The 12,543-nt window shown below is 69.2% G+C and carries 12 protein-coding genes; 11 read left to right on the plus strand and 1 reads right to left on the minus strand.

All coding sequences use genetic code 11. The features are described 5' to 3' along the window. Nucleotides 1-122 precede the first annotated feature (122 nt). From AB9O74_RS08230 to AB9O74_RS08240, 3 genes are all read left to right on the plus strand, one after another. Nucleotides 123-746 carry a DUF938 domain-containing protein gene (locus AB9O74_RS08230; RefSeq protein WP_369348997.1) on the plus strand — a complete coding sequence of 208 codons (624 nt, stop codon included), beginning with the start codon at nt 123-125 and terminating at the stop codon, nt 744-746. A 92-nt stretch (nt 747-838) separates the two neighbouring features. Continuing rightward, nucleotides 839-1,477, plus strand: a complete 639-nt coding sequence (locus AB9O74_RS08235) for a tetratricopeptide repeat protein (protein WP_369348998.1) — start codon at nt 839-841, stop codon at nt 1,475-1,477. Nucleotides 1,478-1,587: 110 nt separating this feature from the next. Next, a complete protein-coding gene (locus tag AB9O74_RS08240; RefSeq protein ID WP_369348999.1) occupies nt 1,588-2,505 on the plus strand; it encodes an AEC family transporter in 918 nt (305 codons plus the stop codon). Nucleotides 2,506-2,515: 10 nt separating this feature from the next. Here AB9O74_RS08240 and AB9O74_RS08245 read toward each other — a convergent pair whose 3' ends face one another. Further along, nucleotides 2,516-4,000, minus strand: a complete 1,485-nt coding sequence (locus AB9O74_RS08245; protein ID WP_346479614.1) for an AAA family ATPase — start codon at nt 3,998-4,000, stop codon at nt 2,516-2,518. Nucleotides 4,001-4,132: 132 nt separating this feature from the next. Between AB9O74_RS08245 and AB9O74_RS08250 the strand changes: the two genes are divergently transcribed. The 8 genes from AB9O74_RS08250 to AB9O74_RS08285 all read left to right on the plus strand — a co-directional run bounded on the left by AB9O74_RS08250 (nt 4,133) and on the right by AB9O74_RS08285 (nt 12,538). After that, entirely contained in the window at nt 4,133-4,765 is a 633-nt protein-coding gene (locus AB9O74_RS08250; RefSeq protein ID WP_176990258.1) for a ParA family protein, read from the plus strand. Between the two features lie 13 nt (nt 4,766-4,778). After that, a complete protein-coding gene (locus AB9O74_RS08255) occupies nt 4,779-5,255 on the plus strand; it encodes a histidine phosphatase family protein (protein WP_176990257.1) in 477 nt (158 codons plus the stop codon). 42 nt (nt 5,256-5,297) lie between these two features. Continuing rightward, entirely contained in the window at nt 5,298-5,855 is a 558-nt protein-coding gene (locus tag AB9O74_RS08260; RefSeq protein WP_241696586.1) for a YceI family protein, read from the plus strand. Then, on the plus strand, nt 5,852-7,918 hold the full coding sequence (locus tag AB9O74_RS08265) for a phospholipase D family protein (RefSeq protein ID WP_369349000.1): 2,067 nt from the start codon (nt 5,852-5,854) through the stop codon (nt 7,916-7,918). Before AB9O74_RS08260 ends, AB9O74_RS08265 begins: the two co-directional genes overlap by 4 nt. Before the next feature lie 26 nt (nt 7,919-7,944). After that, complete coding sequence (locus AB9O74_RS08270; protein WP_176990255.1) at nt 7,945-8,382, plus strand: hotdog fold thioesterase; 438 nt, start codon at nt 7,945-7,947, stop codon at nt 8,380-8,382. A 180-nt stretch (nt 8,383-8,562) separates the two neighbouring features. Then, nucleotides 8,563-9,354: a 1-acyl-sn-glycerol-3-phosphate acyltransferase gene (locus AB9O74_RS08275; RefSeq protein WP_176990254.1), complete on the plus strand. Its 792-nt coding sequence runs from the start codon at nt 8,563-8,565 to the stop codon at nt 9,352-9,354. Nucleotides 9,355-9,411: 57 nt separating this feature from the next. Then, nucleotides 9,412-10,407 carry a YheT family hydrolase gene (locus AB9O74_RS08280; RefSeq protein ID WP_176990310.1) on the plus strand — a complete coding sequence of 332 codons (996 nt, stop codon included), beginning with the start codon at nt 9,412-9,414 and terminating at the stop codon, nt 10,405-10,407. Between the two features lie 61 nt (nt 10,408-10,468). Continuing rightward, complete coding sequence (locus AB9O74_RS08285) at nt 10,469-12,538, plus strand: tetratricopeptide repeat protein (RefSeq protein ID WP_176990253.1); 2,070 nt, start codon at nt 10,469-10,471, stop codon at nt 12,536-12,538. The last annotated feature ends 5 nt before the right edge of the window (nt 12,539-12,543 follow it).

Genomic DNA, 12,543 nt, shown 5'->3' on the forward strand with positions numbered 1-12,543 from the left:
CCGACGGCACGGAGGCGGCCGGCGTTGGACAAGTCTTCGACTTTCGGTGCCATCGCACAGTGGCACAAGTGACTGCGGTCATGGTTGGATGGAGATCGATTCCCTGTCGGTGTGACATCCCGATGAGCCAGATACGCTGGTCCGAGGCCTGCGAGCGCAACCGCGCGCCGATCCTGGCGGTGCTGCAGCGCCACTTCGCCGACCGCCGCCGGGTGCTGGAGATCGGCAGCGGCACAGGCCAGCATGCCGAATACTTCGCCGGCGCACTGCCGCACCTCCAGTGGCAGGCCAGCGACCATCCGGATCATCTGCCCGGCATCGCCGCGCGCCTGCAGGCGGCCGGCCTGCCCAACACGCCGACCCCATGGCCCCTGCAGGCGGTGCTGTCGCCCGCGCCCGGGCTCGGCCCGCTGCCGGCCGTGCCGCTGGCGTTCGATGCGGTGTTCAGCGCCAACACCCTGCACATCATGAGCTGGGCGCACGTCCAGGCGCTGTTCGCCGGCCTGCCCGCCGTCATGGCCGATGACGCCGTGCTGGCGGTCTACGGGCCCTTCAATCACCACGGCGCCTTCAGCAGCGACAGCAACCGCCAGTTCGATGCGTGGCTGAAGGCGCGGGATCCGGCCTCGGGCATCCGCGACGCCGAGGCGGTGGATGCGCTGGCGGCCGGAGTGGGCCTGGTGCTGCTCGAGGACGTGGCGATGCCGGCCAACAACCGCCTGCGGGTCTGGCGCCGCGGCCGGTAGCGCCGACCGCCGGTCGGCGGCGCTTGGTGCCGGGCCCGCGCTGCGGTTAGGATCAGGAGGGGAGGTTGTTGTGACAACCTGGGGGAGTTTGCATGGCAGTTGCAAGACAGATGCTGGCCGGCGTGATGCTGGCCATGGGGGCTTGTGTGTTCAACGTGTCGGCGCAATCGCTGCCGGCCGTGCAGGAGTTCTACTTCGACAACGACGCGGCCGCCACGCCGATGGTGGCGGTGACGGGCAGCAGTGCCGACCTGGTCGACCAGTTGATGAAGCAGCGCGAACGCGGCCGCAAGACGCTGGAGGCGACCGTGCAGCTGGCCGGCGTGGCGATCGCACAGGGGCGGCCGGAACTGGGGCGCAGCCTGTACGAACAGGCCACCTCGACCACCGCCGCCAGCTCGATGCAGGCGCGTTCGGTACGCTGGAACTACGGTTGGGACCTGTTCCGCCTGGGCGATACCGAGGCCGCGCTGGTGCAGTGGACGACGGCCCAGAACGGGTTGCGCGGCAACCCGTCGTGGGTGCCGCCCACGTATGCGCTGGCCCTGTGGACACTGGGCCGCAGGAACGATGCGGTGCAGTGGTATGCCGCCGCGGTGCGCACCGAGCCGCAGCAGTGGAGTGGGACGGACCGCTACGCCGCCCTGCTGCCGGGCTGGCGCGACAGCGAACGCAGCACCCTGGCCGAGATCCAGCAGGCGTGGGCCGAGAAACCGCCGGCCTGGCCGTGATCGGGCGTCCCTGCCCGCGCGGGCGGGCAGGGACTGTCGGTCGCGCGGGGCATCGGCACGTCGACCAAGGTCGGGGCGGAGACCGCAGGCGAGTGGGCTAGGCTGTCGCGATGGCTTTCGATGCATTCGCGCTCATCCTGACCATGCTCGGCCTGGGCATGGCGTTCTCGCGCCTGCGCGCGCTGCCGGACAACACCGCCGATGTGCTCAACCGCATCGTGCTGTACGTGTGCCTGCCGGCGGCGGTGCTGATCTACGTTCCTCGGCTGGACCTGGATGCCAGCCTGATCGGACTGGTGGCGACGCCGTGGCTGCTCATGCTCGCCACCCTGGTCCTGGTCGGCCTGGCCACGCGCGCGTTCGGCTTCCCCCGCGACGTGCACGCGGTGCTGCTGATCTGCGTGGCGCTGGCCAATTCCAGTTTCATCGGCTACCCGATGGTGCGCGCGCTGCTCGGCGACCACGCCCTGCCGTATGCGGTGGTCTACGACCAGTTCGGCACCTTCGTGCTGCTGTCCACCTTCGGCCTGTACGTGATCGCGCGCTACAGTGGCGATACTCCGCCCACCGCTGCGCAGATCCTGCTGCGGATCGCGAAGTTCCCCCCGCTGTGGGCGCTGCTGTTCGCGTTGACCCTGATGCCCGAACAGCCACCGACCTGGATCGGCACCGGGCTGAAGCAGCTGGCCGATGCGATGCTGCCGCTGGTGATGCTGGCGGTGGGTTTCTCCATCCAGCTGCGGCTGCCCCTGGATGAACTCAAGCCGCTGGGCATCGGCCTCCTGCTCAAGCTGCTGGTGATGCCGGCGCTGGCGCTGCCGATCTCCTGGGCCTTCGGGCTGCAGGGCACGATGCTGCAGGCCAATGTGCTCGAATCGGCGATGCCGACCATGATCACCGCCGCCGCGCTGGCGATGTCCCACCGCCTCGCCCCGCGCCTGGCCGCCGCGCTGGTCGGCTACGGCATCCTGCTGTCGCTGGTGACGCTGCCGGCGTGGGTGTGGGTGCTGCACCGTCTGGCGGGATGAGGCGCGGGCGTCACTCGTCCGCGCTGACCGTGCGCCCCCGGGCCCAGTCGCGCAGGGCGGTGACCTGTTCGGCCATCAACACCGACAACGGCCGGCTGCCGCGGATCTCCTGCATCAACAGCCCGGTATCCAGCGCCCGGGATTCGGCATGCGCGGCGTACAGCCCGGAGACCACGGCCTGTTCGATCTCCGCGCCGGAGAAGCCCTCCGCCGCGGCCGCCAGCGCCGGCAGCGCGAAGTCGTCGGCGTTGAGCTGGCGCTTGCCCAGGTGCAGCCGCAGCAGCTCGACCCGGGTGTTGGGATCGGGCAGGTCGACGAAGAAGATTTCATCGAAGCGGCCCTTGCGCAGCAGCTCGGCCGGCAGCTCGTGCACCTGGTTGGCGGTGGCGACGATGAACACCGTGCTCTTGCGCTCGGCCAGCCAGGTCAGCAGGTGGCCCAGCACGCGGCGCGAGACGCCGCCATCCTCGCCGCCACTGGCCAGGCCCTTCTCGATCTCGTCGATCCACAGCACGCAGGGCGCCAGCTGCTCGGCCGAGGCCAGCGCCTCGCGCAGGTTTTTCTCGGTTTCACCGTGGAACTTGTCGTACAGGCTGCCGAAGTCCAGCCGCAGCAGCGGCACGCCGAAACCGGCAGCGGTCGCCTTGGCCAGCATCGACTTGCCACAGCCCTGCACCCCGAGCAGGAGCATGCCCTTCGGCGGATCCAGGCCGGCCGGGCCGGCACCGCCGAGGAACACCGGGCGGCGCTGGTTGACCCAGCGCTTGAGCCGGTTGGCGCCGGCCACGTCGGCAAAGCGGGTGGTGTCGTATTCGTAGTGCAGGTGCCCGGCGCGGTTGAGCAGCTCGAACTTGAGCCGGGCCAGCTGCGGCAGGTCGTCCTGGCTGAGCGCGCCGTCGGCGAAGATCAGCTGCCGGGCGATCCGCCGGGCATCGACCAGGCTCAGCCCGCGCAGGTTGTGCAGGATCTTCTGGACCGCCTCGTTGTCCACCTCCACGCGCCGTCCGCCGTTCTCGCGGGCATAGGCTTCGGCTTCCTCGCGCAGCATCTTCAGCAGCGCGTTGAGGTCGGGCAGGCGCGGGTTGAAGCGGGTGGCGAGCGCTTCCAGCTCGGCCGGAAGCTCGACCTTGGCCCCGATCAGCACCAGTACGTGCGCCTCGCAGTGCCGCCGCTGGATCAGGTCGCGCAGCGCGCGCTGATGGCTGGCATAGCCCAGGTAGGGATGGAAATCGAGCAGCAGGTAGATGCCGCGCTGCTCGGCCTGCCGGATCATCTGCAGCGCCGCGCTCGCATCGGGCGGGCCGACCGGGTCGTCCTCGCGGTCCATGTCGATGCGGCGCAGGCCTTCGGTGATCGACCAGCGGTGCAGGGCACGCCAGACATGCATCAGGGTCTGCCGGAACAGCTCCACCACCCGGCCCTCATCCTGGGTCTCGATGATGATCAGCGGGGTGTTGGCGCGGATCAACGCGCTGAGGTCCTGTAGTTCGCTCATGCTGGCGGTCAGTCCATTGGAACCATCCACGATAGCAAAGCCACGGCCGTCGGTTCGGGTTCAGCGCTGCGACTATCTCCGTCACAGGCGCCGGTGTAGGCTGCGGAAACGTTCCCCGGAAGCGAGGCTTGCATGAAGACGATCCTGGTGGCCGGTTCCAAGGGCGGGGTGGGCAAGACCACCGTTGCCACCCACCTGGCCGCGCATTCGGCATTGCAGGGCAGACCGACCGTCCTGGCCGATGCCGATCCACAGGGCTCCAGTACCCGTTGGGCACAACGGCGCTCGGTCCTGGAAAGCGCCGTGCTGCCCATCGACGTGTACCGCAAAAAGAGCTGGGAACGACTGATTCCCGACGGCACCGAGGAGGTCATCATCGATGCCCCGGCCGGTGCGATGGCCGACGATATTCCGCATTTCCTTGACGTTGCCGATGCCGTGGTGGTGCCGGTATTGCCTTCGGCGCTGGACATCGAGGCCATCGTCGGCTTCCTCAACAGCCTGTCGCGCGTCCCCCGCGTGCACAACCGCAGCCTGCCGGTCGGTTTGGTGCTCAACCGCACCAAACCCTGGACGCAGACTTCGCAACAGGCGATACAGATGTTGGCCGATTGGCCGTATGAGGTCGTCGCGCAGTTGCGCGACAGCCAGAGCTATGTGGTGATGGTCGGGCTGGGACGGAGTCTGTTCGACTACCGCTCGGCCCAGGTGCGCGAGCACCAGAGTGACTGGGAGCCGCTGTTGAAGTGGCTGAAGAAAGCCTGACACGAGAGATCCCATGCGAGAACTGATACTGCTGCGTCACGCCCATGCCGAAACCGCCAGCACCGGCCAGGCCGATCTGGACCGCCCGCTGTCGCCGGTCGGTCTGGCCGAAGCCGAGGCCGCCGGCCGCTGGCTCAAGGAAAACAACCTGCTGCCCGACTGCGTGCTCTGCTCGCCGTCACGGCGGACCCGCGAAACCCTGGAGGCCGTACTGGGCATCACCGGCTTCGTCGAGAAGCGGCTGGAGGATGCCGTCTACGACGCCACCCCGGGCACCCTGATGGGGTTGATCGATGCGCGCCGCGATGTGGACCGCCTGCTGGTGGTGGGCCACAACCCCGGCCTGGAACAACTGGTGGCCCTGATGAGCGAGGGCACCAGCAGCGATTACCGCGGCATGCCGCCGGGCGGAATCGCGGTACTGGCCTTCGACCGTGAGGCTGCCATCGAGCCCGGCGTGGCCAGCCTGACCGCCTTCTGGTGGCCGTAAGCAGTGTGGGCAGTCCGCGCGGCGTGGTTCGGGCTGCTGTTGATGGCAGGGGCGGTGCATGCCGCCCCGCCGTCGTCGGTACCGGCGCCGACCAGCCATGCCCTGGCCTTCGATACGGCCAGCTCGCGCTTCGGATTTGAGATCCGGACGCGGCTGGGGCAGCGCATGGAGGGGGTATTTCCCCGCTTCGAAGGCAACATCGAGGTGCTCTCCGACGGTCGCCACCAGGTGCACCTGCGGATGTTCACCCGCTATGTGGAGATTCCCGGCAAGCCGCGCTATACCGGCTGGATGCGCGGCGAGGAGTTCTTCGACTCGGCCCGCTACCCGGTGGTCGAGTTCGACTCGCTGCCGTACTGGCCCGAGGTGGTGGAGAAGGGCGGCAGCATCGAGGGCCGCCTGATCCTGCGCGGGGTCAGCCACCCGGAGACCCTGCGGGTCGAACCGCCGGCGTGTGCCCGGGCCGGGTATGATTGCGATGTGGTCAGCCGCGGTACCGTCCAGCGTGGCCGGTATGGAATGGACAGCTGGCAGCTTGCCCTGAGTGATCGAGTGACTTTTGTATTGCGTGCGCGTCTGAGCGAGGCGCCGAAACCGTGAACCCATTGCTGCGTCTGTTGGTGCTGGCAACGCTGTTGCTGGGCAGCGGCTGTGCCTCGCTGTCCAACGCCGAGCGCGACCGCGCGGCCGGCATCGCCGTGCAGGCGCGCTCGACCGTGGTCGACTGCGATCAACCGGACCGCTGCGCGCTGGATTCACCGCTGCGCGCCCTGGGCGGCCGCGCGTTCGCCGAATCCCGGCCGGACCAGCCGCGGCATTACGCCACCATCCTGGACGAGGGCGAGGTGTCCCTGGTCGCGCGGCTGAACCTGATCCGCAGCGCCACCCGCAGCATCGACCTGCAGACCTACATCTTCGACAAGGACGACAGCGCCCGGCTGGTGCTGGACGAACTGCAGGCGGCCGCCCGCCGCGGGGTCAAGGTACGGGTGCTGATCGACCAGCTCTCGGCGATCTCCGATCTGGAGATCCTCGGCGCCCTGTCCGGCAGCCATGCCAACTTCGCGCTGCGGGTCTACAACCCGACCTTCGGCAAGGCCCGCCTGAACTACTTCGATTACGCCGCCAGCGTGGTGTGCTGCTTCCGCCGCTTCAACCAGCGCATGCACAACAAGCTGCTGGTGGTGGACGACGCACTCGGCGTGGTCGGCGGGCGCAACTACCAGGACGACTATTACGACTGGGACAGCGAATACAACTTCCGCGACCGCGATGTGATCGTGGCCGGCCCGGAAGTGCGCGAGATGGCCGCGAACTTCGATGCGTTCTGGCGCGCGCCGCGCAGCGTGCCGGCCGAGCGTCTCAACGATGTCGGGCGCACGCTGCTCCGCCAGGGCGTCCCGGCCATGCCGCCAGCCGACTTCCGGCGGCCAGAGCGGATCGAGCGGGTCAGCGAAGAGGCCGACGATCCCGATTTCGTGCGCCGCACGTTCGTGGATACCGCCCTGCCGGTGGCCTCGGTGCAGTACGTCGCCGATCTGCCGCGCAAGCATCGCCGCGAACGCGCCAGCCAGCCGGCCAACGGCCAGCACGTGACCGAGCCGCAGCTGGACGCGCTGATCGCCAGCGCGCAGTCCGAAGTGCTGCTGCAGACCCCGTATCTGGTGTTGTCCAAGCCGGCGCAGCGCCTGTTCCGCGACCTGCGCAAGCGCGAGCACGCACCGCGCGTGGTGGTGTCGACGAACAGCCTGGCCGCCACCGACAACCCGATCGTCTACGCGCTCTCCTACAAGTACAAGCGTCGCAACCTGCGCGAGCTGGGCTTCAACATCTACGAGTTCAAGCCGTTCCCGCTGGACGCGCCGGTGGATTACCGCAATCTGCTGCCCGCCCCGCTGGGAACCGAGGTGCCGCCGTCGCAGGGTAAGCGCAGCAGCCTGCTCGGTGGCAGCGCGGCGGGCAGCAATGCGCGCGGCAGCGGTACTGCCGATACCCGTCGCGGCCGTGATGCCGGCAGCGACGCGGCCAGTGCCAGCGACGCCCGCGTCACGCGCCAGCCCACGCCGGGTCCGTCCGCGCGCCGGCGTACCGATGGCAGCGTGGTCGAGCGCCGCGTGCTGCGTGCCGAAACCCGGCCCTCGTTCCTGGGCACCAAGGCGGTCAACAAACCGCTGCCGGTCACCCGCAAGGGCGCGCGCATGGGCCTGCATGCCAAGTCGATGGTGGTGGATCGCCGCATCGGCGTGATCGGCACGCACAACTTCGATCCGCGCAGCGAGAACTACAACACCGAAGGCGCGGTGATCATCGATGACCCCGTGTTCGCCGAAGCGCTGGCGCAGAGCATCCTGCGTGACATCCATCCGCAGAACTCCTGGGTGGTCGCGCCGCGGGCCAAGCCGCCGGTGCTGTCCGGCCTGAATTACAGCGTCGGCAAGGCCTCCGAAGCGCTGCCGGTGCTCGATTTCTGGCCGTGGCGCTACGCCACCGATTACGAATTCCAGCCGGGGCCCGAGTGCCCGGACCCGCTCAAGCGGCAGGACCCGGCCTTCCACACCTGCTATGTGGCCGTCGGGGACTTCCCCGAGGTCAACGTCGGCCCGAAGTGGCTGCTGGTGCGCATGCTCACCGCCTTCGGCGCCGGGCTGGTCCCGATTCTGTAAGTCTGCAACCCCCACGGAGAAGCTGCATGTCCCAGGTATTCCGCGAAGCGGTGTCGATCGAAGCCCTCAACGATCTCGGCCGCAACACGCTCATCGAGCATCTGGGCATCACGTTCACCGCCGCCGGCGAGGACTGGATCAGCGCGACCATGCCGGTCGACCCGCGTACCCGCCAGCCTTACGGCATCCTGCACGGTGGCGCCTCGGTGGTGCTGGCGGAAACCCTCGGCAGCAGCGCCGGCAATCTGTGCGTGGATACCACGCAGCAGGTCTGCGTGGGGCTGGAAATCAACGCCAACCACATCCGCGCCGTGCGCGCCGGCACCGTCACCGGCACCGCGCGTGCGGTGCATGTCGGGCGCAGCACCCAGGTCTGGGACATCCGCATCGAGGACGAGGCCGGCAAGCTGGTCTGCACCTCGCGGCTGACCCTGGCGGTGGTACCGGCCGTGCGCCCGGGCTGATCGCGCACATGGCACGGATGCTGTGTTGCGGGACCCACGACAGTGCGCCGGCGCATGTCGGACGGCCGTTGTGCCGCCGCTGGCCGTTGGCTTGATCGCTTGCGGCGGCTGGCGTGCGCACGCCATCGATTTGTCCGGATTCCGCTGGCAGAGCCTGCGGCGCTCGGGTATCGTTCGCGGATGAATTCCCCCACTCCGGCCTCACGTGGCGGCGTGGCGCGTGTGTGCCGTTACCTGTACCGCGTACCGCTGCTGCTGGTCCACCTGTTGCTGTTCCTGCCGATGCTGCTGATCGCCATGCTGCCGCTGTGGGCGCGCGTGCGCGTGGGCGAGCGCACGCTCGAGCATGCGGCGGTGAACGTCTGGTCGGCCGGCCTGATGTGGATCTTCGGGTTCCGCCTGCACCGGATCGGCACACCGCTGCCGGGTGCGGTGCTGTTCGTGGCCAACCACGTGAGCTGGGTCGACATCTCGATGCTGCACAGCCAGCGCATGATGGGCTTCGTGGCCAAGCAGGAGATCGCCGGCTGGCCGGTGGTCGGGTGGCTGGCTGCGCGCGGGCAGACCATTTTCCACCAGCGCGGCAGCACTGAATCGCTGGGCGGCGTGATGCAGGAAATGGTCGTGCGCCTGCGCGAAGGCAAGGCAGTGGGTGTGTTCCCGGAAGGGCGTACCCGCGGCGGCCATGAAGTGGGTCCGTTCCATGCGCGCATTTTCCAGGCCGCGGTCGAGACCCAGGTGCCGATCCAGCCGGTGGCGTTGCGCTATGGCTGGCGCGGTGATGCGCAGACCATTGTCGCCTTCGGCCCGAAAGAGAGCTTTTTCGCCAACTTCCTGCGTCTGCTGGGAGAGCCGGCACGGCGGGCCGAGGTGCACTTCCTCGCGCCCATTGATACCCATGATCTGGAAGGCCGTCGCCGCATCGCGGAAACCTCGCGTGCGCGCATCCTGGCGGCCATGTCCGCCGAGTAAGCCGGCGGTGTTCCTTCACGCGCCAGCGTCGCAGCCGGGAGCAGGCTCGCGCCCATGTTGACCGCTGCCGACTATCAACCGCCGCGTTGGCTGCGCAATCCGCACCTGCAGTCGATGCTCAGCTCCAGCCGGATGCGCATGCAGCGCGGCCTGGTGCTGCTTGCGGCCACCGGCGCGCACACCGACGAACTCATCCTCGATGGTGGCGAAGGCGTCCGCCTGCAGGGCTGGCACAGCTATATCCAGGGACGCCAGCCGATCGGCATGGCGCTGCTGCTGCATGGCTGGGAAGGCAGTGCCGAATCCAGCTACATGCGCATGACCGCCGCGCGGCTGCTGGAGGAAGGCTACGACGTGGTCCGGCTGAACTTCCGCGACCACGGCAACACCCATCACCTCAATCCCGGCATCTTCCACTCCAACCGCATCGATGAAGTGGTGCAGGCCGCCGGCGACATCGCCCGCCGCTGGCCCGAGCTGCCGCTGGTCGCGGCCGGCTACTCGCTGGGTGGCAACTTCGTGCTGCGCCTGGCACTGCGCGCGCCCTCGGCCGGCGTGCCGCTGCGCCGCGTGGCCTCGGTCTGCCCGGTGCTGGACCCGGCGATCACGATGGAGAGCATCGAGAACGGCCCGGCGATGTACGACTGGTACTTCCGGCGCAAATGGGCCGGCTCGCTGCGCCGCAAGCGCGATCTGTTCCCCGAGCTGAGCGACTGGGACGACCGCGTGCTGAAGCTGGACATCCGTGCGCTGACCGCCTGGCTGGTCGAGCACCACACCGAGTTCGGCTCGCTGCAGGCCTACTTCGACGGGTACTCGATCGCCGGCGACCGGCTGGCCGGGCTGCAGGTGCCGGCCGACATCCTGATGGCGCAGGACGACCCGGTCATCCCCTTCGCCACCTTCAACGGCTGGCGCCTGCCGGCCCACGCCCACCTGGAAATCGCCCCCTGGGGCGGGCACTGCGGCTTCCTGGAGAACTGGCGCGGCGATGGCTTCTCCGAGCGCTGGGTGGCCCAGCGACTGCGGATCGAGGCGAATACGCCCGCCTGAGCGACCGCCCAGGCCGGCCGGCCCCGCTACAATCGGGGTTTGCCCTCGAGTTCGGACCGTCATGCAAGACCAGATTCTCCAAGCCCTGCGCCGCAATGCGGTGGACGATGCCGTGCAGCTGGCGCGCGAGTGGACCACGGCCGAGCCGGAGCAGCCGCAGGCGCACCGCTGGCTGTCGCTGTCGCTGCAGCAGCAGGGCCAGTTCGACGACGCGCTGGCCAGCCTGCAGCAGGCGCTGACGCTGGCCCCGGACAATGCCGACCTGCACCTGCAGCAGGCCGGCCTGCTGCTGGCCCTGCGCCAGTTCGATGCGGCCGGCTCGGCACTGGACCGCACCGCCGAACTCAACCCCAATGAACTGTCCGCCTACGTGATCCAGGCGCATCTGGCGCTGGCCCGCAACGATGTGGAGGAAGCCGAGCGGCTGACCCGCATGGCCACCCGCGTGGACGAAGAGCACCCGGAACTGGCCGCGCTCTCGGGCATGGTCGCGCTGCGCCGGGGCGAGGTGGATCGCGCGCTGGCCCTGCTGTCGGCCGCCAGCGAAGCCCTGCCGGGCGATTCGCGGGTGCTGTACGCGCTCGGCTTCGCCTACATGGGCAAGGACATGCTGGCCTTCGCCGAGCAGGCGTTCCGCCGCGTGCTGGAGTTGAACCCGAGCGTTACCTCGCTGCAGGGCCTGATCGTGCAGCTGGCCCTGCGCCAGGGCCATGTGGATGTGGCCGCGGAGATGATGCGCCAGGTGCTGGCCACGCCGGCCGGTGACACCCCGGCGATGCGTCGCCTGGCCGGCGAGCTGGAGCTGCAGGCCGGGCAGCCGCTGCAGGCACTGGAGCATCTGCTGCCGGTGCTGACCCAATGGCCGTCCGATCGCCACACGCTGCAGCTGCTGCTGATGGCCTGGCAGCGCCTGGGCCGCGAAGAGCAGGCCCGCGAGACCCTCGATGCGACCCTCGCCGATCACCCCGAGGTGCACGACCTGTGGATGGCACGCCTGACCGTCGAGCCGGTGGGGGGCCCCGAAGCGGTAGCCGTCGGCGAGCGCTGGCTGCAGGCCATGCCCGAGCACCTGCCGGCGCTGGAAACGCGCCTGCGCCTGCACGACATGAACGATGAAGATGACGCGGCCGAAGCGATCGCCGAGCGGATCGTGACGCTTGAGCCGGGCCGCGTCAGTGGCGAAGCGCGCCTGGTCGAAGGCCTGCTGAAGCGGGATCCGTCCGCTGCGATCGCGCGCGTGCAGGCCCTGCACGATGGCGCGCCCGAGGCGGCCAGGCCATCGCTGCGCGCGTGGCTGGGCTCGATCCAGGACCGTGCCGGCCAGTACCGCGATGCCGTCCGGACGTGGGTGGATCTGCACGCGGCCGACGCACCGCAGCGCCTGCCGCTGCCGCCGCAGGCCAAGGCGCCGCTGAGCTGGCCGGAGCTGGCAACGGTACCGGAGGACAATACCCTCGCGCCGATCTTCGTGTGGGGCGCCCCGGGCTCGGGCGTGGAGCGCGTGATCGCCGCCCTGGCCGCCGCCAGCCCGGTGGTCCGCGGTGATCGCTTCGGTGCGACGCCGCCCAACGATGCCTTCCAGAGCTATCACACGCTGCAGGACCTTTCGACCGGCACGCTGACGCCGGAGGCGCTGGTCGCACGGTGGCGCGAACAGTTGCCCGCACGCGGGATCAACAGTGGCGCCGTGATCGACTGGCTGCTGTGGTGGGACAACGCATTGTTGTGGGCGCTGCGTCCGCAGCTGCCGGAAGGCCGCCTGATCGTCGCCCTGCGCGATCCGCGCGACATGCTGCTGGAATGGATCGCCTTCGGCGCGCCGGCGCCGTTCGCGGTGAACTCGGTGCACGAAGCCGCCGAGTGGCTGGCGCGCTCGCTGGCCCAGATCGCGACGTTGCACGAGCAGGATCTGTACCCGAACGCACTGGTACGCATCGATGACATCGGGCACGACGCGCAGGCGATGGCCCAGTACCTGGGCAACCTGTTCGGCATGCGCTTCCCGCCGGCGGCGACGCTGGGCCCGGCCCGGATGGCCCCCGGCCATTGGCGCGATTACCGCGATGAGATGGGCCCCGCGTTCGCATTGCTGACCTCGGTCGCGGTGCGCCTGGGCTACCCGGAAGAGTGAGGAGA

Origin of the sequence: Stenotrophomonas sp. JAG2 (assembly GCF_041080745.1) — a bacterium.
Classification (GTDB): domain Bacteria; phylum Pseudomonadota; class Gammaproteobacteria; order Xanthomonadales; family Xanthomonadaceae; genus Stenotrophomonas; species Stenotrophomonas maltophilia_AA.

What these genes read in the sequence shown, in the direction of transcription:
- AB9O74_RS08285 (WP_176990253.1), top strand. Translation starts at nt 10,469, where the DNA reads ATGCAAGACCAGATTCTCCAAGCCCTGCGCCGCAATGCGGTGGACGAT.
- AB9O74_RS08235 (WP_369348998.1), top strand. Translation starts at nt 839, where the DNA reads ATGGCAGTTGCAAGACAGATGCTGGCCGGCGTGATGCTGGCCATGGGG.
- AB9O74_RS08245 (WP_346479614.1), bottom strand. Translation starts at nt 4,000, where the DNA reads ATGAGCGAACTACAGGACCTCAGCGCGTTGATCCGCGCCAACACCCCG.
- AB9O74_RS08255 (WP_176990257.1), top strand. Translation starts at nt 4,779, where the DNA reads ATGCGAGAACTGATACTGCTGCGTCACGCCCATGCCGAAACCGCCAGC.
- AB9O74_RS08270 (WP_176990255.1), top strand. Translation starts at nt 7,945, where the DNA reads ATGTCCCAGGTATTCCGCGAAGCGGTGTCGATCGAAGCCCTCAACGAT.
- AB9O74_RS08260 (WP_241696586.1), top strand. Translation starts at nt 5,298, where the DNA reads ATGGCAGGGGCGGTGCATGCCGCCCCGCCGTCGTCGGTACCGGCGCCG.
- AB9O74_RS08230 (WP_369348997.1), top strand. Translation starts at nt 123, where the DNA reads ATGAGCCAGATACGCTGGTCCGAGGCCTGCGAGCGCAACCGCGCGCCG.
- AB9O74_RS08275 (WP_176990254.1), top strand. Translation starts at nt 8,563, where the DNA reads ATGAATTCCCCCACTCCGGCCTCACGTGGCGGCGTGGCGCGTGTGTGC.
- AB9O74_RS08250 (WP_176990258.1), top strand. Translation starts at nt 4,133, where the DNA reads ATGAAGACGATCCTGGTGGCCGGTTCCAAGGGCGGGGTGGGCAAGACC.
- AB9O74_RS08240 (WP_369348999.1), top strand. Translation starts at nt 1,588, where the DNA reads ATGGCTTTCGATGCATTCGCGCTCATCCTGACCATGCTCGGCCTGGGC.